This window comes from Archangium violaceum Cb vi76 (genome assembly GCF_000733295.1).
Taxonomy (GTDB): Bacteria; Myxococcota; Myxococcia; order Myxococcales; family Myxococcaceae; genus Archangium; species Archangium violaceum.
On the sequence record NZ_JPMI01000109.1, the window covers coordinates 138594 to 165252 of the forward strand.

General features: G+C 68.0%; 26 protein-coding genes. 14 read left to right on the plus strand and 12 right to left on the minus strand.

Annotation, left to right across the window (positions count from 1 at the left end):
* Positions 1-29: 29 nt before the first annotated feature.
* On the plus strand, positions 30-1208 hold the full coding sequence (locus tag Q664_RS17240) for an ABC transporter substrate-binding protein (protein WP_043396086.1): 1179 nt from the start codon (positions 30-32) through the stop codon (positions 1206-1208).
* A gap of 44 nt (positions 1209-1252) precedes the next feature.
* On the opposite strand, the gene Q664_RS17245 is transcribed toward Q664_RS17240, so the two are convergent.
* Positions 1253-1801, minus strand: a complete 549-nt coding sequence (locus Q664_RS17245; protein ID WP_043396090.1) for a hypothetical protein — start codon at positions 1799-1801, stop codon at positions 1253-1255.
* 313 nt (positions 1802-2114) lie between these two features.
* Between Q664_RS17245 and Q664_RS52220 the strand changes: the two genes are divergently transcribed.
* The 3 genes from Q664_RS52220 to Q664_RS57800 all read left to right on the plus strand — a co-directional run bounded on the left by Q664_RS52220 (position 2115) and on the right by Q664_RS57800 (position 5289).
* Entirely contained in the window at positions 2115-3125 is a 1011-nt protein-coding gene (locus Q664_RS52220) for a biotin transporter BioY (protein WP_052518255.1), read from the plus strand.
* Positions 3126-3718: 593 nt separating this feature from the next.
* Complete coding sequence (locus tag Q664_RS17255) at positions 3719-4396, plus strand: hypothetical protein (protein WP_235216730.1); 678 nt, start codon at positions 3719-3721, stop codon at positions 4394-4396.
* 392 nt (positions 4397-4788) lie between these two features.
* The gene (locus Q664_RS57800; protein WP_152622144.1) at positions 4789-5289 is read left to right on the plus strand and encodes a hypothetical protein; all 501 of its coding nucleotides are present in this window, start codon (positions 4789-4791) and stop codon (positions 5287-5289) included.
* A gap of 259 nt (positions 5290-5548) precedes the next feature.
* Here Q664_RS57800 and Q664_RS17270 read toward each other — a convergent pair whose 3' ends face one another.
* Positions 5549-6310 (minus strand): phytanoyl-CoA dioxygenase family protein, encoded by a 762-nt coding sequence (locus tag Q664_RS17270; protein WP_043396093.1) that lies wholly within the window; start codon positions 6308-6310, stop codon positions 5549-5551.
* A 104-nt stretch (positions 6311-6414) separates the two neighbouring features.
* Between Q664_RS17270 and Q664_RS17275 the strand changes: the two genes are divergently transcribed.
* Positions 6415-6813 (plus strand): DoxX family protein, encoded by a 399-nt coding sequence (locus Q664_RS17275; RefSeq protein ID WP_043396095.1) that lies wholly within the window; start codon positions 6415-6417, stop codon positions 6811-6813.
* Positions 6814-6859: 46 nt separating this feature from the next.
* On the opposite strand, the gene Q664_RS60935 is transcribed toward Q664_RS17275, so the two are convergent.
* The 6 genes from Q664_RS60935 to Q664_RS17305 are packed head-to-tail and all read right to left on the minus strand — an operon-like array spanning position 6860 to position 12135.
* Positions 6860-7234, minus strand: coding sequence for a hypothetical protein (locus Q664_RS60935; RefSeq protein WP_235216732.1), 375 nt, complete (start codon positions 7232-7234; stop codon positions 6860-6862).
* The gene (locus Q664_RS17285) at positions 7231-8193 is read right to left on the minus strand and encodes a hypothetical protein (RefSeq protein ID WP_043396097.1); all 963 of its coding nucleotides are present in this window, start codon (positions 8191-8193) and stop codon (positions 7231-7233) included. Before Q664_RS17285 ends, Q664_RS60935 begins: the two co-directional genes overlap by 4 nt.
* A 13-nt stretch (positions 8194-8206) precedes the next feature.
* Complete coding sequence (locus Q664_RS17290; RefSeq protein WP_043396099.1) at positions 8207-9808, minus strand: caspase family protein; 1602 nt, start codon at positions 9806-9808, stop codon at positions 8207-8209.
* On the minus strand, positions 9805-10554 hold the full coding sequence (locus Q664_RS17295) for an anti-sigma factor family protein (RefSeq protein ID WP_043396101.1): 750 nt from the start codon (positions 10552-10554) through the stop codon (positions 9805-9807). Before Q664_RS17295 ends, Q664_RS17290 begins: the two co-directional genes overlap by 4 nt.
* Positions 10551-11087, minus strand: a complete 537-nt coding sequence (locus Q664_RS17300) for an RNA polymerase sigma factor (protein WP_235216733.1) — start codon at positions 11085-11087, stop codon at positions 10551-10553. The genes Q664_RS17295 and Q664_RS17300 overlap by 4 nt, the downstream gene beginning before the upstream one ends.
* 52 nt (positions 11088-11139) lie before the next feature.
* Positions 11140-12135 (minus strand): hypothetical protein, encoded by a 996-nt coding sequence (locus Q664_RS17305; RefSeq protein ID WP_043396106.1) that lies wholly within the window; start codon positions 12133-12135, stop codon positions 11140-11142.
* Between the two features lie 210 nt (positions 12136-12345).
* Here Q664_RS17305 and Q664_RS17310 point away from each other — a divergent pair, with 210 nt between their 5' ends.
* A complete protein-coding gene (locus tag Q664_RS17310) occupies positions 12346-13203 on the plus strand; it encodes a nucleotidyltransferase family protein (RefSeq protein ID WP_043396109.1) in 858 nt (285 codons plus the stop codon).
* Entirely contained in the window at positions 13187-13891 is a 705-nt protein-coding gene (locus Q664_RS17315; RefSeq protein ID WP_043396114.1) for a metallophosphoesterase family protein, read from the plus strand. The genes Q664_RS17310 and Q664_RS17315 overlap by 17 nt, the downstream gene beginning before the upstream one ends.
* Positions 13892-13895: 4 nt before the next feature.
* Here the strand turns inward: Q664_RS17315 and Q664_RS17320 are convergent, their stop codons facing one another.
* Together Q664_RS17320 and Q664_RS17325 are read right to left on the minus strand one after the other, a co-directional pair.
* Positions 13896-14135: a zf-HC2 domain-containing protein gene (locus tag Q664_RS17320; protein WP_043396117.1), complete on the minus strand. Its 240-nt coding sequence runs from the start codon at positions 14133-14135 to the stop codon at positions 13896-13898.
* A gap of 5 nt (positions 14136-14140) precedes the next feature.
* Entirely contained in the window at positions 14141-14785 is a 645-nt protein-coding gene (locus tag Q664_RS17325) for an RNA polymerase sigma factor (protein ID WP_043396120.1), read from the minus strand.
* Between the two features lie 198 nt (positions 14786-14983).
* Between Q664_RS17325 and Q664_RS17330 the strand changes: the two genes are divergently transcribed.
* The 5 genes from Q664_RS17330 (at position 14984) to Q664_RS17345 (ending at position 19075) form a co-directional block, all read left to right on the plus strand.
* Positions 14984-15445 (plus strand): DM13 domain-containing protein, encoded by a 462-nt coding sequence (locus tag Q664_RS17330; RefSeq protein WP_052518258.1) that lies wholly within the window; start codon positions 14984-14986, stop codon positions 15443-15445.
* Positions 15442-15588, plus strand: coding sequence for a hypothetical protein (locus Q664_RS59110; protein WP_160174428.1), 147 nt, complete (start codon positions 15442-15444; stop codon positions 15586-15588). Before Q664_RS17330 ends, Q664_RS59110 begins: the two co-directional genes overlap by 4 nt.
* A 63-nt stretch (positions 15589-15651) precedes the next feature.
* Entirely contained in the window at positions 15652-17223 is a 1572-nt protein-coding gene (locus Q664_RS17335; RefSeq protein WP_152622145.1) for a vanadium-dependent haloperoxidase, read from the plus strand.
* A gap of 533 nt (positions 17224-17756) precedes the next feature.
* Positions 17757-18617, plus strand: a complete 861-nt coding sequence (locus Q664_RS17340) for a hypothetical protein (RefSeq protein WP_043396127.1) — start codon at positions 17757-17759, stop codon at positions 18615-18617.
* A gap of 2 nt (positions 18618-18619) precedes the next feature.
* Positions 18620-19075, plus strand: coding sequence for an immunity 26/phosphotriesterase HocA family protein (locus Q664_RS17345; RefSeq protein ID WP_043396132.1), 456 nt, complete (start codon positions 18620-18622; stop codon positions 19073-19075).
* Between the two features lie 80 nt (positions 19076-19155).
* On the opposite strand, the gene Q664_RS17350 is transcribed toward Q664_RS17345, so the two are convergent.
* Entirely contained in the window at positions 19156-20118 is a 963-nt protein-coding gene (locus tag Q664_RS17350; protein WP_084609996.1) for an oxygenase MpaB family protein, read from the minus strand.
* 84 nt (positions 20119-20202) lie between these two features.
* Between Q664_RS17350 and Q664_RS17355 the strand changes: the two genes are divergently transcribed.
* Positions 20203-20868, plus strand: a complete 666-nt coding sequence (locus Q664_RS17355; RefSeq protein WP_152622146.1) for a TetR/AcrR family transcriptional regulator — start codon at positions 20203-20205, stop codon at positions 20866-20868.
* 19 nt (positions 20869-20887) lie between these two features.
* Here the strand turns inward: Q664_RS17355 and Q664_RS17360 are convergent, their stop codons facing one another.
* Positions 20888-21823: a tetratricopeptide repeat protein gene (locus tag Q664_RS17360; RefSeq protein WP_152622147.1), complete on the minus strand. Its 936-nt coding sequence runs from the start codon at positions 21821-21823 to the stop codon at positions 20888-20890.
* Positions 21824-21974: 151 nt separating this feature from the next.
* Here Q664_RS17360 and Q664_RS54900 point away from each other — a divergent pair, with 151 nt between their 5' ends.
* The gene (locus Q664_RS54900) at positions 21975-26552 is read left to right on the plus strand and encodes a Kelch repeat-containing protein (RefSeq protein ID WP_075207456.1); all 4578 of its coding nucleotides are present in this window, start codon (positions 21975-21977) and stop codon (positions 26550-26552) included.
* Positions 26553-26659: the final 107 nt, after the last annotated feature.

Sequence of the window (26659 nt, forward strand, 5' to 3'; positions counted from 1 at the left end):
CGTGACAGAGTGCGCCCCTCGAGAGCCCCATGCACCGCCTCCTTCCCCTGTTCGCCGCCGTCGCCTTGAGTTCCCTCGCCTGCGAGCGGAAGTCCCCACCGCCGCCGCCCTCCGCTCCCGCCACGTCGGAGCAGCGCGTGCCGGCACGGGAGGGGCCCATCGTCATCGGCATGCTGGGGAGCCTCACGGGCTCGGAGGCCTCGTTCGGCACGGTGGTGCGCGATGGCATCCAGTTCGCCGTGGAGCAGGTGAACGCCGCGGGCGGGGTGAAGGGCCGCCAGGTGGAGCTCCGCGCCTATGACACCCAGGGCAAGCTCGAGGAGTCCGTGGCCGCGGCCAAACGCCTCCTCACCCAGGACAAGGTGGTGCTCATCCTCGGAGACGTGACGTCGTCCGGCTCGCTGGCCATCGCCGACGCGGTGCAGGCCGCCCGGGTGCCCATGGTGACTCCCTCGTCCACCCACCCGGAGGTGACGAAGAAGGGCGACTTCATCTTCCGCACCTGCTTCATCGATCCCTTCCAGGGCGGTGCCATGGCCCGCTTCGCCCGGGAGAACCTGAAGCTCGAGCGTGTGGCGGTGCTGCACGACAGCAAGAACGCCTCCTCGCTCGGCCTGAGCGAGGCCTTCATCGCGGCCTTCCAGAAGCTGGGCGGGACGGTGGTGGCGGTGGAGAGCTACGCGAAGGGGGACTCGGACTACCGCGCGCCGCTGCTGGCGGTGAAGAAGGCGAAGCCCCAGGCCCTGTATCTGCCGGGTTTCTACAGCGAGGTGGGCGTCATCGCCCGTCAGGCGCGCGAGATGGGCCTGACCCTGCCGCTGCTGGGCGGGGATGGCTGGGAGTCGGACCGCATCTTCGAGCTCGCGGGCGGCGCGCTGGAGGGCGCCTCCTACTCGTCCCACTACGCCGAGGACAACCCCGCCTCCGAGCTCCAGCGCTTCATCACCTCGTTCCGCGAGCGCTATGGCCGCTCTCCCGAGGCCGCCTCCGCGCTGGGCTACGACGCGGCGAAGGTGGCGCTCGCGGCCATCGAGCGGGCGAAGTCGCTCTCCGGCCCGGACATCCGCGACGCGCTCGCGGCCACCAAGGATCACCCTGGCGCCACGGGCTCCCTCACCCTGGACGCGGACCGCAACCCGGTGAAACCCGCCGTCATCCTCACGATTCGCGAAGGCAAACGCCGGTTCGCCGCCGCCGTGACACCTTGAGCCTTCTCGAGCCCCGCGGCCTCACGGTCGTCTTCCTGGCTCTCTCACAGACAGGCGGCGTAGGGGTGGGACAGGTCCGGGTAGCACTGGGCGCCGAACAGGCGCGCGAAAGAGACGTGGATGCGCCGCGTCTCGTGAGCCCGGCGCCGCACGCGGATTTCGAAACGCACCGGCGTGCTCACGGGCAGGGTGTTGCTCACCTCTCCATAGAAGGACTCCGTCAAGCGGACGTTGCGCACGGTGTGGTCAATCCAGTTCGTGCCGTCGTGGAGCTGCAACGCCAACTGGCCATCATCCACGCTGTCGGAGGGACCGGAAGCGCTGGCGGCATCCACGTCCATCTGGACCGAACCGCGAACGCGTCCGGGCTGGAGGTGGGTGTAGAAGCCATCGAGGTACCCGATGACCTGATGGCCCGAGCCGGGTTCGATCAGTACGTCCTCTCCGGCGGACAGCTCCACCTCGTAGCCATGGGTCGCGGCGGACTGTTGCAGGGCCGCGCCCCGGGTCTTGGGGTTGGTGGTGGAAGACTGCTCGGCGCCACAACCAGACACGAGAAGGGCACACAGAGAGAGAATGAGGTTCTTGGACAAGAGGCGGGTCCTTGGGATTGAGAATCGGGTGGTGAGAGGGAATGGGTCCGGGCGCGCACCGCGCGCCACCGGCCCCCCCTCGACGAAAACCGCTCGAAAATCCTGACAAGACTGCGCAATACCTGGCTCGCTGAAGACCGCCAGCGGGAGGCGTAGCACCAGGCCGGATGACTTCGCCGCCGAGGTGCTTACGGACGGCACCGTGCTCGGGTGGAGTCTTGCATCGGAGCTCGTCCTCGTTGAGCGTCGGTTCGTGTCTCCACGCCCCTCCGAGTCGTCCCGCTGTTCGCACTCCTCCCTTGGTGGGACGGCATTGAGCGCGGGCACGGGTTCTCCACCGCCTCGCGTCCTCGCCGACGTCTTCGCACGCACGCGCGTCCATGATGGGGCGTTCGTGCTTGGCGCCGCGCTGTTCACCGCGTTGCTCGCGCAGGTTGCCATCGCGGTGCCGGGCTCCCCGGTGCCCATCACGGGCCAGACGCTCGCGGTCGTCCTCACGGCCGCCGCGCTCGGGCCCGTGCGTGGCGTGGCCGGGCAGCTCGCCTACGTCCTGCTCGGGGCGGCGGGACTGCCGTTCTACTCCAAGGGGGCCATCCAGCGGGCCGCGCTCACCCGGCGCGAGGAGCTGCTGCCCCTCGCCGCCGGGGTGGCGGCGAGCACCGGCGCCACCTTCGAGGTGCTCGGCTTGGACCGGGCGCTGGAGTTCGCCGTCCTGGAGCTGCCCTATTACTTCTGGCAGGTCGGAAGCCAGACCCTCTGTCCGACGATTCCGGCCCCGGACGCGCCCACCTCGGCGCTCTTCGACTTCATCCAGCGCTACACGTACTTCACCGACAGCTTCGGGGACGCGGGGCTCCAGTCACTCGCGCCCTACTCCTACCAGGCGGCCACGCAGATTGGCGCGCTGCGCTACGCGGAGCACCACCTGCACGGGCTGCTGCGCTACCCACGGCAGGACCTCCCCGCCCACCTGCCGCCGCTCGGCGTGCAGAAGCGGTTCGATGTCACCGCCATGTCGCGCGTGGGGCACTGGGTGCGCAACTCGGGCCAGCGGATGCTGTTCCTCTACGGCGAGGACGACCCGTGGTTCTCCGTCCCCTTCGAGGTGCGTGAGTCGAATGACTCGCTGCGCTTCGTCGTGCCCCGCGGCAACCACGGCGCGCGCCTCGCGCAGCTCCCCGAGCCCGAGCGCACCGCCGCCCTCGATCACCTCTTCCAGTGGGCCGGTCTGGATCCTTCCGCGGCCCGACAGGGTCTGCGCGTGCCCGAGGCCGGCACCTGGTCGCAGGAGGACTCCCTCGAGCCCGCGCACCGGCCGCTGTAGTCCGGGCTGGGCGAGGCCGCCACGGCGCGGGGGGCGGTCTTCGTCCCCAAGGGGGCGGTCCTCCGGGGCCAGTGACTCTTTCAAGCGGCTCTTCGCGGACCCGCTCTTGCGCTGATTGTCCGCCGCCCTCGACCCGCGCGCCGCGAGCGCCACCTGCACCGGGCTCACCTGCCCGAAGTGGAGGTACTTGCTCATGTGCGAGACATTCGTCGTCTCCGGGTGCAGTCGGCTCTCCTCGTACTCGGGGAGGTGCTCGGTGAGGATCTTGCGCAGCAGGCGCTTCGCTTCGCTCGTGTTACCCCGGAAGCGGTGACTCACATGAGGCCGAGGCCCACCAGCAGCGGCAATTTCGCCTCGTTGGCACGCCGGATGGCGTACTCCAGCGCTGGGTTGAACTCCGCCCGCTGGCTCTGCTGCATCCAGAATGTAGTCGCCGCGCTTCGGCTCGTACGTGTTGAGCCGCTTGATGCGGCCCTCCTCGATGCTCCTGCTCGCCCTGGCTCCCTTTTTGTCGCTGGCCTCTTGTTCTCACTCGCGCGGCTGGTCCATCATCCATCCACCTTCTGCGCATCAAAGCTCCAGCTCACCTCCCGATGCACTTCATGCTCGGAAACGTCTCGCGCCAGAACACACCACTGAAGGTGATGAGGATCCGAGCAGCGCTGATGGGGCTGTGCCTTCTCGGCTGCGCCAGCGGCCCACATACCGGACAGACAGAGGACTACGGCTTTTTAGGAGACTCCGAAATCGTCTGGGTGCGTGGTCCATGGAAGGACATCCGTCCCTCGACAGACGTGGATGAAGTCATCGACCAGCTCTGCCCAGCGGTGCTGGCACTCCCCAGAGCGCAGCTGGGCGAATATGGCCAGGAGTACTGCGGCGTCATCTACTCGTTCGAGGATGGCCTCTACTACGCGAGCATGCCCTCACCCCTGACGAAAGCGGCGCTGGTGGGCCCGAGCAGAAGGAAGTCCTGTTTCTCACCAGCGGTGGTGAAGGACCCTCGAGGCCAGCTCGCGCCTCTTGCCGATTTCCACAGCCATCCATGGCCCTCCTCGCCCTTGAGCGAGCCAGACAGACGTGGGCGAAATCAGCGTTATCGCGTTCGCATCCAGTTCGACACGACCTGCCGCATCCAGAAGCTCGTGCCCTATGTCCGTGAGGCCCGGCCCGGCGAGGTCTATGAACGGCAGTCGGGGAACTGGAAGCTCATCGGCTACATCCAACCCGAGAACAAAGACTCGGGCTTCATCACCCCTGTACAGCCATGAATACCCATCTGCACTCTCGGCGCCGTTGGAAGGCGTTCATGGGAAGAGCCGCCGGCCTGATGCTCTGCTGCGCCGTGTCGGGATGCATGACAGCTCGCAGCCCTGTCCGTTACGTTCCAGCCGAAGAGGCCGCCTGGTTCAAGTTCGGAAGGGATTTGCCCGAAGAGGGGAGGGTCGAACTTTCCGGTACCCAGGCCGCGGCCATCCAACTCGCCATGGCGCGTTTCCTCCCGTGGGATGTGCGCCCTCCGTTCGGAGCAACCCGGAGCGACATCTGCACTCTCCAGCGCCAATCCTGGGACGTGGAGACGGCGCCAGGAAGGGACGGCACCACCCTGGTCCGCTTCTCCCTCGCCCCTGGAGCTTGTTACCGGTGGGGTCCGCCGCTGGACATGGAATCCACCTATGAAGTGGACATGCGGAACGGGCAACTCCTGGAGAGGGACCCGATGCAGCCTCCTCCCGAGCTTCCCAGGGAAGGACGGCTCCACCTCGAGGGCAACATCGCCGCGGCCATCCAGCTCGCCCTGGAGGACTTTCTTCCCAGCGAGGCCCCAACGCCCAAGGACACCCGTCCAGAAGAGGCTTGTCTCTACCGGCCCGGCTCCTATGACGTCACGGCGGCTCCGGAGCCCACGGGAGTCGTGCAGGTCCGATTCACTGTCGATGAGCGAGCCTGCCAGACGAACGCGCTGTGGGGCTCCTCGGGAGCCCTGGCCAGCATGGACAGAACCGTTCATGCCGTGGACATCCGCACGATGCGTATTCTCGCTGTCGGCAATCACGCGTACCTGAGACCCGCTGCTCAGACTCCAATCGAGGAGAAGCTGGAGAAAGAGAAGCCGGCAGCGAGTGCCCCCAGGAGTGAGCCGGACAAGGTCCAACCGGACTGAGGTGATTGGCCAGGGCTCGCCCAGGAAGCGCACCACGGCCTTCTCTCGTGGTACAGGAGAACCCTGTGCGTCTGCCAGCCCGCCAGCGCAGAAGACTGCTCCCTCAAGGGGAGGCGGAGTTGGGGCAGGAGGAGGAGAGACCGGTCCTGGCTGCGACGGTGGAGTCGAAGAAGGAGCGCACGCCGCGATTGGAGTGGGCAGGGCTGCTGCGCCGGACGTTCGCGCTGGATGTCACTCGCCAACATGCTGCCCATCTGATTCACATGGAGATGCCCGTTTTGAGAAAACGGCTCGTCGTCATCATGCGCACGTTCTTCGTCACATTGAGTGACGGAGAGTGCATCACCCGCAGATCCATCAGGAAGACGTCGCCCGCTTTCCCGCAGAACTCGACGACGGAGACGTCCACGCCATGAATGGAGTGGGGTTTCATGAGCTTCTCCGCTGAAGCCCGCGGGCCCTCGAACAGCGCCCCGAAGAGCGCATCCTTCCGGAGAACGGCGTGCGCGTTCCCGTTTCGAGCCTCGGGAACATAGTGAAGGCGGTGCGAGCCCGCGATCGCCAAGGTCGCTCCGCCCCTGGGTTGCAGGTCGTCGATGAGCAGGAAGGCCTGAACTCCCGGAAGCTCGTCTGTTTTCGGAACGGCGAGGTCGAGATGCCAGTTCAAGCTGCCGAGCGACCATTCTTCTTTGTTGGGGAAGGAGAGAAGAAGCTGCGGACGCGGAGCCGCTGCCTTGAGCGGAGCTCCGGCGAGAGCGCTCAGGGTCCCCAGAAGCTCCGCGGAAAACAACCCATCGAGCTCCGGCCCGAGTTTCACCATCTGGCTCAGCTTCCCCGTCTGCTGGAAGAAGGGAAGGGATTGGAGCTTCGCCGACGACAGCTTCCCTTTCTCCCGCAGCTTCAGGCGATCCAGCTCGGCGAGGATGGCATCCTTGACGGCCGCCACCGCTTTCCTGGGAATGAACCCTTTCAGGCCGAGGATTCCCGTCTCCGCGAAGATCTTCCGTTCGGCTTCCGTCACGCGAGCGCCTCGAGGTACTGCTTGTAGTAGAAGAAGGCGCCAAGGGTGACGCCCGCTTTTGCCGCTGATGTGTTAATCCGGCTTCAGAGACAAAGGATACCCCCATGAGCACCAGCACGCTTTCCCAAAAATCAATCTGGACCGGCCGCATCCTGAGTGGGCTTGCCGTCGCGTTCCTGCTCTTCGACGCCGTCATGAAATTCGTCATGGACAAGCTGCCGCCCGAAGCCCTCGAGGCGGGAGCCGCCCTGCAGTGGCCCATCGAGCGCATGCCGCTGGTCGGCACGATTCTGCTCATCTGTCTCGCGTTCTACTTGATTCCCCGGACCGCGATCCTGGGCGCGATCTTGCTCACGGGTTACCTCGGCGGCGCGGTCGCGAGCCACGTGCGCGTGGGTAACCCGCTCTTCTCGCACACGCTGTTCCCTATCTACGTAGCAGTCTTCATCTGGCTGGGGCTTTTCCTGCGCGATGCGCGGGTACGAAAAATGCTCGAGCCCTGACTCGGCCTCGACGGCTTCAGCCGGCAAAACAGGGCTTTTCAAAAGCTCACGTCACGCTGACGCCGGGATAGGGGCGCGGCGTGCCCGCCGGTTCGATGATGCGCGGGTTGCCCCCCGAGCCGGGGGTGTTGCCGGGCCCGCCATCCGGTCGCAGGTGCGGCGGCCCCCGGTGGTGTGGCGCGTCCTCCTCCGTCCCGGCTTCGCGGTCGGGGCCGGTGGGGTATGCCTCGGGCGGGATGTGCAGCACGTCGTCCTTCTTCTGGCTCATGGCGGCCTCCTTCCCTCCAACGTGGGTGCCCTCCAGGCCCTGGGCACCTGTCATGATGGCGCCTGGTTGCCTGGCCGCTCCCGGCTTGCCGGTGTGTCCACCATGCGCCCCCACGCCACTGTCCACGTAACCGGGGCAAGCCCAGTAGTTCACGGCTGCTCCAGCGCGGACACGTCCGGGCAGGCGGAGGCACTGCCCACCTCCGCCGTCTCCCAGCTCCGCTTCAGATAGGTGACGCGGAAGCTGGCGTCCCAGCACTCCACCTGCGTGGCGGTGAAGCCCATGGGCACGTCTCCGCCCGTCACGGAGATGATTCCCACGCCTCCGCGGTCCTTCGTCCAGCGGCTGATGATGGCGAGGTCCTCCTTCCGCGTGCCGGGGAGGATGTCCGTGTCCTCCAGCAGGAAGCCCATCTCTCCGAGGCCACCGGGAAGCTCGCGGTATGCATAGAGGATCTCGGACGCGGTCTGGGGGGCGGCCGGCACGAAGCGCATCCGCACGGTGATGGGGAGCGCACGCGTCTGGTAGACGATCTCCAACAGGTCCAGGTTCGCGAGCCCTCCGACGTCGAAGCCACGGGCCTTCGTCTCCTTGACGAGGAGCCGCACCGCGCCCGTGCCCTTGCGCAGCCCACCATCCGGCTGGAAGGCGCCCTCCAGGGCGGACCACCACCCCTCCTCGCCAGAGCCCGGAGTCCGGTACTGGAGCAGGTAGATGAAGTGCTCGGGCTCTCGCTTCATCGCGAAGCGCACCTCGTGTCCGGGGTGGTGCGGGTCCGGCCAGGGCCCCCACACGCGCAGCTCCGGCTCACGTGTCGTGGGTGGCAGCTTGCGAATCTCCTCCAGCAGGGTGAGCAGCCCATCCATCCCGCCGTTGAACGTGTCCGAGGCCTCGCGCGTGTCCCGGTAGAGGTCGGATGGCTCTCCCACGGCCAGGGCATCCGTGCGCCGACGCAGGCCTCCCTCGCCCACCATGCCGTTGGCGCCGGGGAGCTCGGAGGCCAGGTCCTCCCGGGTGGGCAGGGCGTTGAGGAACTCGAGATCGTCGTTGGAGAAGTTCCCGCCACACGCGGCGGCGAGGCAGCCCAACAGCAGGAGCCAGCAGTTGCGCATCACGCGCTCCCTGTCAGAGGCGGTACGTCACGAGCGCTCCGAGCTCCCAGTAGCCCAGGGAGCGCTGTGCGTCGACGTTGTAGAGGAGGTAGTGGAGGCGGGCGCGCCCGGTGAGCTCGAAGCGGTCCGACATCCGCCAGCGCACGCCGCCCACGAGGCCCGGTGTGAACACGGCGTAGAACTGGTCCGGGAGGCTCGCGTCCTCGAAGTCGCGGCCCATGACGAGGTAGGCGAGCCGGGGGCCCACGAAGGGGGAGAAGCGGCCCAGGCGCCACTCGGCCACGAGCGAGGTGCCCACGTTCAGCAGCGAGTAGCGGTAGCGCGGCCCCGAGAGGGTGGGGAGCTCCAGCGTGGCCCGCCGCGCGCCGAGCGACAGGTCGATGTCCCAGCGCCAGTTCTCCCGGAAGTAGTGGTGCAGCCCCACCTCCAGGCCGAGCAGCGGCGTGGAGAGGAAGAGGTTCTCGCGCGTGGGCGTATCGAAGAAGGAGTGGTAGCCGCCGGTGAGCCCCAGCGTCCAATACGTGCGCAGCGCGCGCTCGCGGGGCGCCACGCCCTTCACCGGATCATCCGAGAAGGGCGCATCACGCAGCCGCGACTCGTCGAGCACCGTGGTGCGACCGCGCTGGACCTCGGCCTCGCCCACGCGCAGCCGGTCCGCCAGCCGCCGCTTCACCGTGTACCGGCCCGGGGCCAGGGCGAGCCGCCGCTCGGCGTCCACGGCCTTGTCCAGCTCCGCCACCACCAGTCCGGCCGGGTTCACGAAGTAGTAGGCCCCCGCGGGAGCGGTGCGAGGCACCAGCAGGCCCTCGTCACGTCCCCGCAGGTCCGTCAGCACCAGGTCTCCATTGCCGGCGAGGTCGTAGCTGAAGGTGGGGTGCTGGGCTCCGGCGCTGCTGTCCGCGGTGTCCGCCACGGTGCGGGCGTAGGCATGCGAGTACGCCTCGAAGAGCGTCACCTGCCCGTCGCCCGAGCGGTCCGCGTCCCCCATCAGCCCGCTGCCCAGGTGGTGGGAGAAGTAGCTGCCCCCCAGCAGATCCGACTCCTGCGAGTCCTCGTCCGCCGAGCTGGAGGTGAGGATGACGAGCCCCCGGGCCTCGCGCGCGGCGCCCGCGTCGATGGCGAAGGCCGGCGCGCGCCGTGCTCCCTTCGTCCGCGTGAGCGCTCCGGAGCGGCACGAGTCCAGGATGGCGATGCGGATGTCCGCGGGAGCCGCCAGCAGCCGGCGCTTGAGCGACTCCAGGTCCAGCGCGCTGTCCCCCAGCCGCAGCGCGCCGTCCTTCGCATGGCCCGAGTAGTAGACGATGAGCGCGGTGCGCTCGCCCCGGGCCCGCGCCGTCCGGGAGCCCGACTCCAGCTCGGCCAGGGCACGGAGGAAGTCTCCGGCGTCCTCGTCCAGCAGCAGCCGCGCGTCGCCGAACTCCACGCCGCCCAGCCGCGTCAGCAACCCATGCATCCTGCGCGCGTCATCCCGGGCGAAGCGCAGCGGCCGGGTGTCCGCGCCGCCGTCGTCATTGCCCACCACCAGCGCGAAGCGCCGCGGCGGTTGAGCCTGCACGGCCGCCGCCAGCACCAGCGCCAGGACGAGCACCAGGCCTTGTCCGGACAGGCGGCTCATGGCTTGCGCAGCAGCCAGTGGGTCTCCTCGCCGCCGGAGCCCAGCGTGGTCATGTTCTCCACCTTGCCGCCGGCCGCCTCCCAGGCGTGCCGTGCCGACGCCCGCACCGCCTCCACGCTCAACGGCCGATCGGAGAGCACCATCACCACACGCTCGTAGCCCGAGCCGGTGAACACCAGGCTGTCGGGGAGCCAGTGCCGGCCGGGGCCCGCCTCCACGGGGAGGCTCATCCCGTCCTGGGCGTAGAGCTCCGACACCTCGCCAGCCGCGTCCACCGACATCGCGAGCACATACCGGTACGGCCCGGACACGTAGGCCAGCCGCACCTTCTCGCCCTGCTCCAGTTCCTCGGTGTCACCCGGCAGGACGCCGCGCTGCGGTCCTCCTCCGCCGACGCGCAGTTCCGCCGAGGCCCCGCCCTTGAGCCGGTTGGTGGGCGGCTGGGAGAGCATCGGCCGCACGAGCACCACCAGCAGCACCGAGGCCGCCATCGCCACCAGGACCCCATTGAGCAGGGGCCGCGAGGGCCGCGCCTTCGGCTTCTTCAGGGCGCGCTCCACGCCGGCCTCGAAACGCTCGAAGGGAACCTGGGCCTCGAAGCGGGCCTGGTCCGCCTCGAGCCCCTTCACGAGCTCCTGGCACTCCGCGCACCCGGAGACGTGGGCCCGGGCCTGCTCGGCCTCCTTGCCGGGAAGCTCTCCGGCGTGCAGCCGCCGCAATGTCCACTCCGACAGGTGCGCGCTCATGGGACCTTCAGCTCCTCGTTCGACAGCGCGGCGAACTGCTCCAGCCGCTTCCGCACCGTGGGCACCGAGCGCCCCAGCATCGCGGCCACTTCTTCCAGCGTCATCCCATCCACCCAGTAGTGCACCACCGCCGCCTGCGTCTCCACGTCCACCCGCGACAGCAGCGAGCGCACCAGCTCCCGCGTCTCCATCCTCCGAGCCCCGTCATCGCCTTCGGGCCTGGCCAGCTCGTCCCGCTCGAACCAGCGCCGCCAGGGCGCCCGCTCCGCGCGCAACTGGTTGAGGCAGTGGTGGGTGGCGATCTTCATCAACCACGCCAGGGGCGAGGACTCGTCGTGCAAGCCCTCCGCGTGGGTGAGGGCGCGGGCGAACACCTCCTGCATCGCGTCCTCGGCCTTGCTGGCGTCCTTCAACAGGTAGCGGCAACGCCCATACACGCTGCCGCCATATGCCGTGTACAGCTCGCGCAGGACCGTGCGCCGGTCCTTCCGACCGCCGTCGATTCCCGTCAGGACCGGTGTCACTCCTGCCACGAGCTGCCTCATCTCGCTGCGGGTTGAAGGGCCGCGAGCTTACAACGAGGACTCACAACGAGGAGTAGCTCGCCGTGGCGAAGGCGCAGTCATTCGCCTCGATGCCGTACTGCACCTGGGGGAAGGCGTAGCTGGCGCGCAGGTAGCGGCTGGCGAAGAGGGTGTCCCAGCACTCGTTGGCGGTGGCCGTCTCCGAGCCCAGGTCCCCGCCCGACAGCTCCACATCCGAGCGGCCAGCGCCCGTCTCCAGCCAGCGGCTCTTGATGGTGAGGGTCTCCTTCGCGGCCGAGCCCTCCGCCTTGAACCAGTCCTGGACGAGCTTGAAGTCGAACTGGCCGCCCTGGGCGGGGGTGGCGGCGTAGCGGTAGTCCGCGTCCACGCGCTTGTTGGCGTCGTTCTCGTCACGAACATCGCGGAATGCCGCGTCCACCGTGGCGGCGCTCTTGTCGTCCTCGCGCGCGTACTTCACGGTGAAGCGGCCCACGTTCTCGTCGTGCTCGGGCAGCGTCGCCTGCTTGTCCCAGTCGAGCGTGAACTCCCCCTCGCCGAAGCCCTTCAGGGGCTCGCCGGCCGCGTCCACCGCGGCGGTATGCGTGCCGGTGATGACGTCCACGAAGGCCGAGTCCTGCGCCTCCTTCGCCTTGGCCGACACCGTGTAGCTGTAGGTGTTCTCGCCCGTCTTCTTCACGGTGAGCTTCCAGGTGTTGCGAGCGAGCGCCTCGGTGTGCGGGCCCCACACCGCGGTGTCCTCGGTGAGGGTGGTGGGCGGGTACTTCGTCACCTGGTCCACAAGGCCCAGCACCCACAGCGTGCCGCCGTTCACCATCACGGTCGTGGCCCGGGTCAGCTTGTAGAGCTCGCTCAGGTCTCCCTTGCCCTGGCCGTGCACGGCCTTCTCGGACGTGAGTGCCTGGCCGCTCTTCTCCGGCGTCTTCACCTCCACCATCTCCTTCGTGGGCAGTACGGAACGGAACTCCTCCTCGCGGTCCATCCGGCCACAGCCAGCGAGCATCAGGGCGGAGATCAGCAGGCTCTTGCGCAGCGTCATGTTCGTTCCCTCTCGGTTGTCCGCCCGGCCTTCCTGTCCGGTGCGGCTCATCTGCCCGTAGGGACACAGCAGGGTCCAAAAACAGAAAAGGCGATTTTCAGCGGGTGAAAACCTCAAGGATTCCGAGGTGTTGGAAGTCCCCTGGTTGCCCTCCAGGCATACCGGACGGGGGCTCCGACGAGAAAAAGGACCCGTTCCTAGGTTTGCCGCATGGAAAAGCGACACCCCAACCACCCCGGGGAGATGGGAATCGACGCCGCGCTCGCCGAGAGGAATCGCACCACGGACGAGATCAACGCCCGTGGCCGGGCCATCGAGGTGTTGCTGGACGCCGGCGTGCCGTTCCTGGTCGGCGGCGCCTACGCCTACGCCACCTATACGGGCATCTACCGCGACACCAAGGACCTGGACCTCTTCCCGCGGAAACGGGACGCGGAACGGGCGCTGGTGGAGCTGGAGAAGGACGGCTGGCGCACCGAGCGCGCGGACGAGGTGTGGATCTACAAGGCCTACAAGGGCGAGTACTTCGTGGACTTCATCTTCTCCTCGGGCAACGGCGTGGCCACGGTGGACGACGAGTGGTTCGTCCACGCGCGGACGGCCACCGTCTTCGGCCACCCATGCCTCATCTCGCCGGCCGAGGAGACCATCTGGTCCAAGGCCTTCGTGAACGAGCGCGAGCGCTACGACGGCGCGGACATCAACCACCTCATCCTCAAGATGGGGCGGAGCATGGACTGGGAGCGGCTGCTGCGGCGCTTCGACCGGTACTGGGAGGTGCTGCTCAGCCACCTGATGATGTTCCGCTTCGCCTACCCGTGTGAGCGGGACCTGGTGCCCACGTGGCTGATGACGGAGTTGATGTCACGCACGCTGGACACGCTCAAGGAAGGCAACTGGGACGAGCGGCTGTGCCGCGGGAATCTCATCTCGCGGGTGAACTACGCGGTGGACATCCATCACTGGGGCTACGGCGATGGCCGGTCCTGGGATGAACGGGATCGAGAGAAGGGGGAGGCACGTGGCGCGGGACGCGAACTCGAAAATACGCTTGGCGGCGGTCGGTGACCTGCACTGCCGCGAGGATCAACACGGCCGCTTCCGTCAGCTCGTCAAGCAGATCAACGCGGAAGCGGACGTGCTGCTGCTGTGTGGGGACCTGACGGACCGGGGGATGGTGGAGGAGGGCAAGGTGCTCGCCGAGGAGCTGTCGGCGCTGCGGGTGCCGGTGGCGGCGGTGCTCGGCAACCATGATTACGAGCACAACCAGGCCAAGGAGATCTGCGGCGAGCTGTCGAGGGTGGGCGTCCACATCCTCGATGGGGACCACTTCATCTTCGAGAAGGTGCTGGGCGTGGCGGGAGTGAAGGGTTTCGGCGGAGGCTTCGGCAACGCGACGCTGCAGGCCTTCGGCGAGGGGCAGACGAAGTCCTTCGTGCAGGAGGCGGTGCAGGAGTCACTGAAGCTGGAGGCGGCGCTCAGCCACCTGGATACGCCGAAGAAGGTGGTCATCATGCACTACGCCCCGGTGCCGGAGACGTTGGAAGGGGAGAACATCGAGATCCGCCCCTTCCTCGGGACGAGCCGCCTGGCGATGCCGGTGGACCACTACGGCGCGGAGGCCGTCTTCCACGGACATGCGCACCATGGCGCGCACGCCGGAAAGACGAAGAGTGGCATCCCCGTCTACAACGTGGCGATGCCGCTCATGACGAAGATGCACCCCGACCAGCGCTTCATGCTGCTCGAGGTGTGAGGCGTTACTCGGGCTTCTGGCTCCAGGCGCGGTAGTGCTCGAGCAGCGCCTTCCTCTCCTGGGGCGGTGGAGGCTCCTCGGGCAGCTTCCCGAGCGTGGCGATGGTCACTCGCATCTGCCGCACATACCGGCGGCAGTGCGGGCACACCGCCAGGTGACACCAGAACGCCACCCGCTGCCTCCACTCCATCTGTCCCTCGAGATACCGAGTGACCAACTCCGTGACTTGCTGGCACGTCAGCATGGGCCTCACCTCGCTTCCCCGAAGCGTTCCTCCAGCGCCCGGCGCAGCTTCGCCCGGCCCCGGTGGAGCAGCACCCGCTGGTTGGACTCGCTGAGCTGGAGAAGCTCACGGACCTCCTCCGCCGCCAGCCCCTCCACGTCTCGCAGCGTCACCACCGCACGCTGGTTGGCTGGCAACTGCGCCAGGACCTCCTCGATACACTCCATCGCCTCACCTCGCAGCACCAGGGCCTCCGGGCTCTCCACGCCCCAGGGTGAAGGTGGTACCGCCCACATCCCCGCGGCAGTGAAGCGCTCGGGTTCCTCCACTGGCCCCTCCTCGGCGGGCCCCAGCGCCGAGAAGGGCAGACTCCGCCCCTCCTTCGCCGCCCGGCTGCGCGCCCGGTTCAGCAGGATGTGGAACATCCACGTCTTCAACGAGCAGCGCCCCTCGAAGCCGGCCAGGCCGTCGAGGATCGCCAGCCAGGTGTCCTGGACGGTCTCCTCGGCCACCGAGCGGCTGCCCACAAGGGGGAGCGCCAGGCGCAGGAGCCGGAAGTGGTACGTGTCCACCAGCCTCACAAAGGCCGCCTCGTCCCTCCTCAACAGGCGTTGAACGAGCTCCTGGTCACTGTCACTCCCGAGCCACGCTGTATCTCCATGCGTGCGCATCTCCGACCCCCCGGTCCATGCGCTTCTGGTTCACGAGATGGCCTCGCTCTTCCTCGGGCTGTAACGCGTGGCCTCGAACGAAGACATCTCCTTCAGAAGGTACGAGGCGCTGTCCCGGTCCGCAGGCAATACAGCCCGCCCCGGGGACGGCGAACGCAGGGAGTCCCTATGAGCAAGCAGACAAGGAGAGGCGCCCGGATGCTCCTGGTCGCGGTGACCGCGCTGGGGGTGAGCACGCCCGTCTGGGCACGGCAGGACATGGCGATGAAGCACGGAGAGATGTCCCAGCACGAGGAGGGCCCCACGCGGCTGCGCTCCGGGCTCTTCAAGGGACTGGCGCATGAGACGTCCGGCTCGGCCAGCGTGTACCAGCTTCCGGATGGACGGAGAGTGCTCCGCCTGGAGGAACTCCACACGTCCAACGGGCCCGACCTGCACGTCTACCTGGTGGAAGGGGATGACGCCTCGGACGATGCGGCCATCAAGGCGGGCCGCTTCGTGTCACTGGGGGCACTCAAGGGGAACATCGGCAACCAGAATTACGAGCTCCCCGCGGACCTCGACCTCGACCGGTACCGCTCGGTGAGCATCTGGTGCAAGCGCTTCGGGGTGAACTTCGCCGCGGCTCCGCTGCCGGCCAGCTCCGGTGAGGCGTCATGAAGAGACTGCTCTGGTGGCTCCTGGCCGTCGTGGCACTGGTCAGCCTCTGGTTCCTCTTCCGGCCAGAGCGCCTCGTGCTCGACGAGAAGGTGGACGAGCCGCTCTCATTCGAGCTTCGGGCAGTCCCTCAGCGAGCAGGCTGACCATCACATCCAACGCTCAGCCGCTCTTCCTGAGCTGAACACCACAGCAAGGAGCGGCTGAACGTGGATGTCGCAATCTATTGGAGTGATGTCGTCGACGACTTGAATGCCCGTGATCACACCGGAACTCCCATCCTGGCGGATCAGGCGGGGCCGACTCGGACCTCACGAGCGGGGGCGCTCGCGATGCTGGCGGTCCACGATGCCTTCTTTGGCATCCAGGGCCAACCGACCTATCTCAGCTCGGTACCACCGGCGGTCGCGCTGGCCTCGCCGCAGTTCGCGGCCGGGGCCGCCTGCGCCCAGGTCTTGTCCGTGCTCTATCCCAAGCAGCGGGCCTTCATCGCGGAGCGGCTGGCCAGCGCTCCGCGGGGGACGGGTAATCCCAACACGGCCGCCACCTATGGGGAGGCCATCGCGGAGGCGCTGATCGCCCTGCGTCAGGGGGACGCGGCCTTCGACGAGCGAAGTCCAACACGGCCGAGCCATGTCGCGAGCCCCGCCTACGGCCATCACCGTCCCGATCCGATGAGCCCGGGCCAGGGGTTCCTCAATGCCTTCTGGGGGGAGATGCCGTTCTTCGCCACCCCAGCACCGGTCTTCCTCGCGCCGCCTCCCGGGCTGGACGCCGCCACGGGCGTGCTGACCCCGACGGACCCGGTCTACGCGGCCCATCACGAGGAGATCTACCGGCTGGGCGGCAGCCCCACCTCGTCGGCGACGACTCGCGCACCGGAAGAGTCCCTCATCGGTGTCTTCTGGGCCTATGACGGTGCGCAGAAGCTCGGAACCCCGCCGCGAATCTACAACCGCGTCATCAAGACGATCTCGGCCCAGAAGGGACTCACCGAGGCGGAGAACGTCAAGCTGCTCGCGCTCGCCAGCGTGGCGATGGCGGATGCGGGCATCCATGCCTGGTTCTACAAGTTCCACTACGACCTGTGGCGGCCGGTGCTCGGCGTCCGCGAGCATGATCCGTTCTTCGGTCCCAGCGCGGATCCCGGAGCGGCGCGGCTGCCGTTCTCCGATGTGTTCTGGAAGCCGCTCGGCGCGCCCAAGACGAACGAGTTGACCACGACGGGCTTCACGCCCAACTTCCCGGCCTATCCCTCGGGCCATGCCACCTTCGGTGCTGCCGTCCTGCACATCACGCGCCTCTACCTCGCGTCGATTGGCAAGGCCACCCTCTACCCCGACGGGAGCGATGACGTCGGCTTCGACTTCATCTCGGAAGAGCTCGACGGGGTGAACCGGGAGGTCGATGGCAGCGTGCGCACCCGGCACGTCCGTCGCTTCGCGAGCCTGCTCCAGGCGATCGTCGAGAACTCGGTGAGCCGCGTCTACCTCGGGGTGCACTGGCGGTTCGACGGCACGACGGGCGGCTACGACTCCGACGGCCCGGGCGGCGAGGGCCCCTCCGCCACGTTCAACCCCGATCCCGACAGCGTGGTGGTGCCGCGCGACTCCATCGGAGGAGTGCCGCTGGGGCTCGACATCGCCGAGGCCATCTTCAACAACGGGCTGAAGCCGAGCACCGCGAGCCTGGCCAAGGGGGTGCCCCCGCCGCCGGCCACGCCCTACAAGGCGGAGCCCCTGGGCTGCCGGCGCCGGGACAAGAAGGGCAAGAAGAAGTAGCGGTGGTGGCGCTTCATGCGGCTCGAGGTGTGAGGGAGAGGCTCGGGGAGTGCCGACTGCGGCCGGCACTCGGCTGGTTTTTCCTCATGGAGACCGGATTCACATGAATCCGTGTCTCAGGTCCGTCTTCCTCCGCCTCCTGAACGGCTCCAGCTATTCGTGCCTGGCTCCTCGCCGCCGAATTGTTTGTTTACAGCGCCTTGACGCAAGGTGGCCGCATGGGCTGAAGGGGTAGAACGTCGACGCGGCGTTTTGCCTCGTGGGGTGGTCATTGCCACTTCCTCCCCTGATCGCCCTATTCGCCACTCACGGGATTCCGTAGATTCGGACGCTTCAAGGCAGGAGCCCGTCCCCCAAGGTGCTACGTGATACGTTGTTCACTGGTGTTGCTCTGCGTGGCCCTGCTGGGGTGTGGCGGCGCTGCTCCAAGCGTTCGTCATGCCCCGGATACGCAGTGGCGCTGTGCCTATGTCCCGTCCCGTGACGAGGCCGCCGGCGCCTGGAAGACGGAGGTATCCTCAGCTCGCGCGGGCATGCACGTGGTGCTGGTCGCGGCGGCCGGGGCTTCGCCCGTGGCGCCCCCTGCCCCAAGTCCGGCCCCTGCCCTGAAAGGGCTATCGGGTGAGGGGCTGGGGAACGGCATTCCTCGGGGCGTGCTCGGGTTGGTGCTTGAAGGAGGCGCGGGCGCGGAGGTAGGGGTTGGTGGTGCCGCCGGGGAGGCGGTGGTGGTGGGGGGAGCGTTCGTCGCGGCCGTGGGCAGTGGGGTGCTGGTCTGCTTGACGGCTCGTGCGGCCCTGGATGGGGAGAAGACCCCCATCGAGATCGCGGACGAGTATTACGGCACGCACTTCGGAGACGTGAAGGGGTGGGTTCAAGGTCAATACCCGGCTCAGGTTCCTCCTCCTGGCGCAGGGCCCAGGTCGAAACCCGACGAGAGCACCCGCAAGAGGCTGGGGCGCATCTATGTCACCTACACGAAGCTCAATAAGGTGACCCACCGCTACTACGCGGGGCGGACCAGCATGGTCGTCGACCTTGATGGGCCTCTCCGAGTTCAAGCTGCATTGGCGGTTCTCCTTCGAGATAGGAATCACCACTTGGACGAGAATGCTGAACCAAAGGCTGCCGTGTTCGAACTGGCGCAGACTGATCGATTCGATGTCGGCACCGCCGTTGACTATAACCGTCGATATGACGACGTCGCTTATTGGCGGATTCGCGGGAGAGAGCAGCAGTTGATTGATTTCCTTGGTGGAGCCCGCTCTGACACCGGAGAGCCTTCTCGCACCGAGAATGCCGTACGTGGCGTGGCGAAAGAAAATCCACAAGGCAGAAGGTTCCACGCCGCCGCGACGGAGTTGTGGGAGCAACTTCACCCTTACACTGGATACTAGGAATGCCGCGAATCTACAAACCGGGCTCGTTCTTGAGAATCCCCCTTGCCGACGGCTCTTTCGGTTACGGCAGGGTGCTCAAACTGCCGCATGATGCCTATTACGATTACAGGACCGACACTCCAGATTCCGATCTGGATCGGATTGCCTCCAAGCCTATCCTTTTCAAGATAATGGTTCGCCATATGGAGGAGAGGGCATGGGAGCTCATTGGGTGGAGAAAGCTGGAGGAGCAGTTTTCTCAACCGATCGTCCAGTTCATGCAGGACATTGGGAACTTCCGCGACTGCACGATCTTCGATACCGTTGGCAATGAGAGAAGCGCGGAGCCTCAGGAGTGTATCGGACTTGAGCGCTCGGCTGTCTGGGAAGAAGTCGGAGTCGAGCAACGCCTGCTCGACTCCTTCACGGGGCGGCCTAATGACTCAGTGGAGCGTTTGAAGGTACGCCTGAAATAGGCACGCTCATACGAAGAGCGGTATCCCCGTCTACAACGTGGCGATGCCGCTCATGACGAAGATGCACTCCGACCAGCGCTTCATGCGGCTCGAGGTGTGAGCGCCTGCTTCTTGAGCAGGCTTCGCTGCACCGACGGCGAGCGCCAGGAGAAGTCGCCTGGCAGACCGAGGCGCAGCGCCGCCTGCCATGCGGGAGAGTTGCGGTCGCGCCAGCGGTCCGCGAGCCGGCCGGCGGAGGTCAGCGCCATCCGGTCGAGCGTGGTCAGGTCCCATTCCTTCCCGAGCTCCAGTCTCTTCCGGACCACCGGCGGGAGGATCGCGACCGCGCCACGGGCCATCGCGCGGTGCAGGAAGCGCGGCACGGACGGCGCCGCACGGCCCGATTCGATGATGTTCAGGAACTCGAGGTTGATGGGGTGCGGCTCGAAACCCGGCAGCAGCCCTTCCATCATCGCGATGAACTCGGCTTCCGACCCGACGCTTTGCGTGACGCCGTAGAGCTCGGCGACCGGCTTGCCGTCCGCGAAGAAGCGCACCTGCTCCTCCGGCGGGAGCGGACGAACGAAGGTGTGGTAGGCCTTGAAGAAGCCGTAGGCAGCGGTCGCGGAGACCCAATTGAGCAGCACCGGGTCGAGTGCGCGGTAGGACTGGCCATTGGGGGTCTCACCCGACACGCGCGCGTGCATCTTCGTGACGCCAGCAATCACCTTGCGCGCCACCGAGGCGGGGCCATACACCCCCACCATCGCCGCCACCCCGGTCCGTCTCGAGCGTCCGATCGGGTCCACCTTGTAGATCGAATGGTCCCAGACCCCGCTGCGGATTCGCGGGTCCGCGAACTCGAGCAGCACGGCGGCGACTCCGCCAATGCCCATGGCAATCGGGTTGCGGTAGACCCGCCACTGCACCGAGTCCGGCGGGACCAACGAAGGCTCTCCGGCGGGGGAGAGATAGTCGATCTTCCACTCGCGCGCGGCCGCCCGCTTCGCCGCCTGCGCGGGCGCTGCTTCGCGCTCGGCCGCTACTGGCTCAGGTGAAGCCATATCGTCACCCCTATCAGTTGATATATTTCGTGTATCAGGTGATAGGCTCCGCTGCAACAGCCCTCCCTGCCTATATGGCGGAGCATGAGCCGCGAGACCAAAAGCCGCCTGACGCCGACGGAGACGACCCGGGCCCGGATCCTCGAGGCGGGCATGCGCTGCTTCGCTCGTGAGGGCTTCGCGGGCGCCACCACCCGGATGATCGCCGCCGAGGCGGGTGTCACGCTTCCGGTCATCGCCTACCACTTCGGCAACAAGGAAGGGCTGCACCGCGCTTGCGCGCAGGAGATCATCGAACAGCACAGGCGCCGGTTGTTGCCGCTGGTGAGCGCCGCTCACGAAGCGGCGAACAAGGGGTCGCTCTCGGCCACGGAAGCGCGGGATTGGCTCGACCGTATCCTCGACGCGCTCGTCGAGGCGATCACCGCCGATGCCGAGCAACGGCTCACCACCGATTTCGTGCTGCGCGAGATGAGCGAGCAGGGCCCGGGCTATGCGTTGCTGTTCGAGGGGCTGTGGAGCCCCGGTATCGGCCTCGTCGCCGACCTGCTGGCCATTGCTCGCCAGCGCCGCCCAGGGAAGGAGGAGGAGCGCGCGGGCGCGGTGATGCTGCTCGCCTCGCTCTCCGCCTTCACGACGATAGAGCCCGTGTCGCTCGCTGTCCTCGGGTGGGAGCGGCTCGACGGGAGCCGCCGCGATACCGTGATGGCCCTCGCGAAGCGCCTGCTCGACGGTCTCGTCGGACGTTGACGCCCGCTTGGAGCCCGTCTCAGTCCTTCGAGGCCCGTTGCAGGGCGCGCTTGACCGGAGTGGGCGCTGGCTCGCCAGGCTTCGGTCTCGCGCTCAGGGGGAACACCTCGATGTAGTTCCGGTAGGCCTTCGCGGCGAGGGGGCGGTGCCCGGTCTTCCAATAGAGATCCGCGAGGTTCAGCCATGCCTCCGGGCGGTGATGGGAGGCGGCGGCTGCGATGAGCCAGCTCTCGGCTTCTTTCGAGCGGCCGCGTTGGTCGAGCATGAACCCGAGATCGCTCACGGCCTTGCCGAGAGGCAAGGCCTTCCTCCAGCGTATCTCCGCGGTGGTGAAGTCGCCGGAGCGGTACGCCTTCAGCCCCTTGGCGTGGAGCTTCTCGCTGGGATCCGGCTCGTCCCCATCACAGAATTTGTCACCGTACTCGTAGGCGTTCAGCACGGCCCACCGCTTCGTGAGGGCCAGCCAGGCCACCGTCGCGACGGAATTCAGTCCGGCGCAGCCGCCGAGCCGGGTGTGTGACGAGATCCTCACATAGGGCAGGGACGAGCGGGCGGGAAGCCAGTCGAGGTTCGTTCCAAACTCGGCGAGCGATTCGAACCCTCCGAGCGCGCCGCAGGAGGAGGCCTTCTTCGAGGTGCCTTGGAAGATGGCGTAGTAGGGCACCGTTCTGTCCGAGACGCCCAGCCAGATGCGCGCGGGGTGCGCGCTGTCACCGGCGAGGTCCACGTCCACGAACACTCCCAGTTCGGAGGACGTGGGGCGCACCTTGGACGTTTTGCCGAAGACGAGGGGTGTTGGCGTCTCACAGGACCGCGGCTCGAGCGTGTAGTCCGCGGGAAGGGGGGCACACTCTCTACATGAGATACCGCCGTCGGCGAGCGCGACGGTCGCCACGAGCGTGCAACTCAGCGCCGCGGCCAGCATGGTGGTGCGAGGGAGGGGGAAAGCACTCATGTCCCGGCATCCTTTCGATTCGGAGCGACGATTTCTGGCTGGAGCACCTGCGCCAGCATAAGCCTGCCTGTGTGACCCGGAGTCCGTGAAGCGTGATACACGCCTTGTCACACGCGTCAGCCCATGGCGCAGGCATGGCTCTGGAGGGTGAATGCAGTCAGGTTGGGTCTCGGTACGCCTCCTCTTCGTGGTGCTCTGCGGTGTCTTCGTCCTCGCATGCGAGGAGAAGGGCACAACCGACGTGACGGCGTCCCCTGGAGCCCACCTCGCGCCTGATTCCGCCGCGCGGGCCCGTGAGCTCACCACCCGGCTCGCCGGGGGCGGCTGGTCATCGACGGCCAGCATGGCGACCGCGAGGGGGCAGCACGCCTCGCTGCTCCTGCCCGACGGCGATGTCCTGGTGGCGGGCGGCGTCAACCGGACCGGCTTCGTGACTTCCGCCGAGCGTTTCAATCCGGAGACCGGCACCTGGGCCTCCGCCGGAAGTCCAGGCATCACGGGCAATGTCACGTCGGGCGTCCTGCTTCCCTCCGGTAAGGCATTCGTCGTGATGGACGGCAGCCTGTCGGCACGCATCCATGACGCCGCGACGAACACCTGGTCCGCCACGGGGGCGATGTCCGCGACTCGCGCCCTGGCCTCCGTCACCCTCCTGTCCTCGGGTCAGGTGCTCGTCGCGGGAGGCTCCAACCTGAACACGGCGGAGCTCTACGACGCCGCGACGAACACCTTCACCGCCACCGGCTCCATGTCCGTCGTCCATCGGGCTCACACCGCCACCCTGCTGAGGGACGGCCGGGTGCTGGTGGCCAGCGGTTTCAGCTCCGCGGGAGAGGTGCCCGTCGCGGAGCTCTATGACCCCGCCGCCGGAACCTGGTCGTTGGCGGCGCCTCCCCTGGTTCCCCGGCATTATGCGACCGCGACGTTGCTCCCCGATGGTCGTCTCCTCCTCGCGGGAGGTTTCACGAGCGCGGGGGTCACCACCCACGCGGAACTCTATGACCCGGTGGCCAACACGTGGACCGCCACCGGTGCGCTCGTCCATCCGCGCAACGGCCACACGGCCACCCTGCTGCCCGATGGAAAGGTCCTGGTCCAGGGGGGGTCGGACGGGGCGCGCAACCCGCAGGCCGTGTCGGAGCTGTATGACCCGGCGACGGGGACCTGGGCCGCCGCCGGTACGACGGCGGTGGCTCGCGAGAATTCCACCGCCACCCTGCTGACGACGGGTCAGGTGCTGATCATGGGGGGATTCAGCTCGGCCCCGAGCCTGACCTTCTATGCCAACGTGGAGCTCTATGATGGCTCCAGCGGCCGCTGGACTCCTGCCGGAAATCTCGCGCAGGGCCGGGGCTCCACCGCCGTGCTGCTGCCCTCGGGACAGGTGCTGGCCGCGGGGGGCCGGGGCGCGAGTGGTGTACTCGGGACGGCGGAGCGCTACACGCGCGCGAGCAACACCTGGGCTCCCGCCGCCTCCCTGGCCACCGCGCGCGAGCGTGCCACGCTGAGTCTGTTGCCCTCTGGCGAGGTGCTCGCTATCGGAGGCGGGAATGGTGTGGGGCCGTTGGACTCGGCGGAGCGGTACGACCCCGTGGCCGATGCCTGGACGTCCGCGGGCTCGATGGCGGCCGCCAGGGATGGGCACACCGCGACGGTGCTGGGCTCGGGCCGGGTGCTCGTGGTGGGCGGCGCGGGCACGGTGACGGCGGAGCTGTATGACCCGGCCGCCAACGCGTGGAGTCCCGCCGGGCCGGCCGCCACGCCCCGCTCGCGTCACGCGGCCGTGCTGCTGCATGACGGCCGGGTCCTGGTGGCGGGGGGCGAGAACGGGGGCACACCGCTGGCCTCGGCGGAACTGTATGACCCGGCCTCCAACACGTGGGCCCCCGCCGCGAGCCTCTCGCAGGCACGGGCCTCCTTCACCCTGACGCTGCTGCCGTCGGGCCGGGTGCTGGCGGTGGCGGGGACCTCGCTCGCGGCGGAGCTGGCGTCGGCGGAGGTCTATGACCCGGTCTCCAACACCTGGGCTCCGGCGGGGACACTGGCCAGCCCGCGCGCATTCCATTCGGCCGCGCTGTTGCCCTCCGGCCGGGTGCTGGCCGTGGGAGGTCTGGGGACAGGGGGCACGGTGCTCGCCACCGCGGAGCTTTACGACAGCGCGACCAACACCTGGAAGCCCGCGCCGGGCCTCGCAGCCCAGCGGCAGCGCTTCGACACCGTCCTCCTGCCGTCGAACGAGGTGCTCGCGCTGGGAGGGCAGGGCGCCGGGGGCGCGTGGCTGGCGAGCGCCGAGCTGTACGAGGACACCGGGGCGCAGCCAGCCTGGCGTCCGGTGGTGACGGGGCCCGATGTGGTGTTGCGCGGCTGCTCCGCGCGTATCACCGGCACGCTGTTCCGGGGCATCTCCGGAGCCAGCGCGGGAGACTACAGGGACTCCGCGACGAACTTCCCGTTGGTGCGGTTGCAGGCGGCCGAGGGGCGCCGGCTCTGGACGTTGCCGGGCACCGGGATGTCCGCCACCGGCGTGACGGTGTCCATTCCCGCCAGCGCGACGCCTGGCTCCTATGCGCTCTCCGTCTTCGCCAACGCGAGAGGCGGTGGGCGGATGGTGACGGTGGCGGAGAACACCGCACCGGTGGCGGAGGAGCAGACGGTCTCCACGCCGTACGGCGAGCCCGTGAATCTGTCGCTGGTGGCGACGGATACCGAGGCGGAGCCTTCGTTGAGCTTCGTCATCGTCACCCCTCCGGCCCACGGGACGCTGAGCGGTACGCCGCCCTCCGTCACATACACACCCGACCCGGGCTACCTGGGGCCGGACAGCTTCACCTTCCGGGCACGTGACTGCAGCCTGGACAGCAACGTCGCCACCGTGACGCTCGACGTGGCCGACCAGACGCCTCCGGACATCACCTGCCCCGCGGACCTGAGGGTGGAGGCGACGGAGCCACCGGGGGCGCCGGTGACGTATCCCCCCGCCACCGCGACCGACGCCATCACCGCCAATCCCACGGTGACGTACTCGCCGCCGTCGGGGAGCACCCTGCCGACGGGGCGTACGACGGTCACCGCGACAGCGGAGGATGCGGCGGGCAATCAGGCGGCGTGCACCTTCGCCGTGACCGTTCAGGTCCGGGTGGTGTCGATTGCTGGCGGCGGATGTCAGGCCGCCGGTGGGGGCGCGGACGCGGCGCTGGTCGTGCTGTCGGTCCTCGCCGTGTGGGCGGGGCGCCGACGCCGTGAACTGGCGCGAACCTGCGTGCTCGTCGCGGCCCTGGCCACCACCAGCGCCTCGGGGCAGACGCCCTCCAGCCCCCTGGTTGCGTTCGACGCGGAGCGCCTGCGCCTCAGCGCCGCCGCGACGGACTCGCTGCTGGTGGACTCCGGGCGGCTGCTTCCCGTGGGCGGCTATCGCCTCGCGCTCCTGTCCAACTACGAGCGCGGCATTCTGGTGCTGAAGGGCAGTGATGGGTACAGCCGGTCCCTCTTGCACTACCGGACGTCGGCCTGGCTCATGGGGGCGTGGTCTCCGGTGGAGCGCCTGGAAGTGTCCGCCCGGCTGCCAGTCATCATCTCCCAGGGAGGCCATGGCGCGGAGGTGCTGGTCGGTGTCTCCGCACCTTCGTCCTCGGGGCTGGGGACGCCGGAGGTGGGAGGGCGCTACTCGCTGCTGCGGCGCGAGGAGGGGGCGCCGGTGTCCCTCGCGGTGGGGCTCGACGTGGGGCTTCCGGGGGGAAGTGCGAGTGCGTTCGGACGCCAGGAGCATTGGGCCGGGTTTCAGTTCTGGCCCCGCGTCTCGCTGGGGCGCGAGGTGGGAATGTTCGTGTTGGGGGCCAGCGTGGGCGCGCGGGTGAGGTCGAGGGAGGCCGAGCCGGGTCGCGACGTGGGCACCGAGCTGGAGCAGGGGCTGATGGTGGCCACCCGGGGGAGCGGTCTTCGCGGTGAGCTGGCCCTGCAGGTGGCGGAGTCGCTGGTGCACCCGGACGTGGCGGTGGAGTTGCTCGGGGCGGTGCGGCTGCCCATCGGACATGGCTTCGAGGTGAGCGCGCTCGCCGGGCGTGGCTTCACCGACATCCCGGGGTCGCCCTCGTGGCGGGCGGGGGTGGGAATCGCCTGGGCTCACCACGCTCCGCCCGAGGACGTCTGCCAGAGCGGGCGGAAGCACACGCCCGAGCAGTGTCCTGGCTCCGATGATGACGGTGACTCCGTGCTCAACAAGGCGGACCGTTGTCCGCTGGAGGCGGGGCCGCCGGACAACGAGGGCTGCCCGGATCGGGACTCGGAGGGTGATGGCGTCGTCGACCGGCTGGACCGGTGCCCGAACGAGGTGGGAGTTCCGGACCGTCAGGGCTGCCCCGAGCCTGTCTCGTCTCCGGTGAAGGAGGAGCGGCTCTCCCTGGCGGGCCGCAAGGTCGCCTTCGCGGTGGGCCTCTCCGAGATTCAGGGGGACGGCGCGCTCCTTCTGGATGAGATCGCCGAGCTGCTGAAGTCGCGGCCCGGTGTCTCGCTTCGCATCGAGGGCCATACGGACGACTCGGGACAGGAACAGCTCAATCGCACCTTGAGCGAGGATCGCGCGAAGGCGGTGCGCGCCTACCTCATGAAGCGTGGCATCGCGGGTTCTCGCCTCGAGGCCCGGGGCTACGGTCCGTCGCGTCCCATCGCCTCGAACGACACGCCGGAAGGCCGAAGCGCGAACCGCCGCGTGGAGTTCATCATCACGAATTGATTTCTAATCCCAAATTCCTGGGATTCGCGGGAGGAACGTTTTAAAAAGCCTGTCGTCCGACCCGACGCTCCCATGCCGGGAGCGTGGGAAGAATCGCTTCCGGACAA

Bases quoted from the DNA above. Each gene is read 5' to 3' on its own strand.
- Q664_RS17330 (WP_052518258.1), top strand. From the start codon at position 14,984: ATGCTCCTGGTCGCGGTGACCGCGCTGGGGGTGAGCACGCCCGTCTGG.
- Q664_RS17295 (WP_043396101.1), bottom strand. From the start codon at position 10,554: ATGAGCGCGCACCTGTCGGAGTGGACATTGCGGCGGCTGCACGCCGGA.
- Q664_RS59110 (WP_160174428.1), top strand. From the start codon at position 15,442: ATGAAGAGACTGCTCTGGTGGCTCCTGGCCGTCGTGGCACTGGTCAGC.
- Q664_RS17360 (WP_152622147.1), bottom strand. From the start codon at position 21,823: ATGAGTGCTTTCCCCCTCCCTCGCACCACCATGCTGGCCGCGGCGCTG.
- Q664_RS17355 (WP_152622146.1), top strand. From the start codon at position 20,203: ATGAGCCGCGAGACCAAAAGCCGCCTGACGCCGACGGAGACGACCCGG.
- Q664_RS17340 (WP_043396127.1), top strand. From the start codon at position 17,757: ATGCACGTGGTGCTGGTCGCGGCGGCCGGGGCTTCGCCCGTGGCGCCC.
- Q664_RS17350 (WP_084609996.1), bottom strand. From the start codon at position 20,118: ATGGCTTCACCTGAGCCAGTAGCGGCCGAGCGCGAAGCAGCGCCCGCG.
- Q664_RS17320 (WP_043396117.1), bottom strand. From the start codon at position 14,135: ATGCTGACGTGCCAGCAAGTCACGGAGTTGGTCACTCGGTATCTCGAG.
- Q664_RS17255 (WP_235216730.1), top strand. From the start codon at position 3,719: ATGCACTTCATGCTCGGAAACGTCTCGCGCCAGAACACACCACTGAAG.
- Q664_RS17240 (WP_043396086.1), top strand. From the start codon at position 30: ATGCACCGCCTCCTTCCCCTGTTCGCCGCCGTCGCCTTGAGTTCCCTC.
- Q664_RS17305 (WP_043396106.1), bottom strand. From the start codon at position 12,135: ATGACGCTGCGCAAGAGCCTGCTGATCTCCGCCCTGATGCTCGCTGGC.
- Q664_RS17325 (WP_043396120.1), bottom strand. From the start codon at position 14,785: ATGCGCACGCATGGAGATACAGCGTGGCTCGGGAGTGACAGTGACCAG.
- Q664_RS54900 (WP_075207456.1), top strand. From the start codon at position 21,975: ATGCAGTCAGGTTGGGTCTCGGTACGCCTCCTCTTCGTGGTGCTCTGC.
- Q664_RS17285 (WP_043396097.1), bottom strand. From the start codon at position 8,193: ATGCGCAACTGCTGGCTCCTGCTGTTGGGCTGCCTCGCCGCCGCGTGT.
- Q664_RS17275 (WP_043396095.1), top strand. From the start codon at position 6,415: ATGAGCACCAGCACGCTTTCCCAAAAATCAATCTGGACCGGCCGCATC.
- Q664_RS17345 (WP_043396132.1), top strand. From the start codon at position 18,620: ATGCCGCGAATCTACAAACCGGGCTCGTTCTTGAGAATCCCCCTTGCC.
- Q664_RS17310 (WP_043396109.1), top strand. From the start codon at position 12,346: ATGGAAAAGCGACACCCCAACCACCCCGGGGAGATGGGAATCGACGCC.
- Q664_RS57800 (WP_152622144.1), top strand. From the start codon at position 4,789: ATGGAATCCACCTATGAAGTGGACATGCGGAACGGGCAACTCCTGGAG.
- Q664_RS17290 (WP_043396099.1), bottom strand. From the start codon at position 9,808: ATGAGCCGCCTGTCCGGACAAGGCCTGGTGCTCGTCCTGGCGCTGGTG.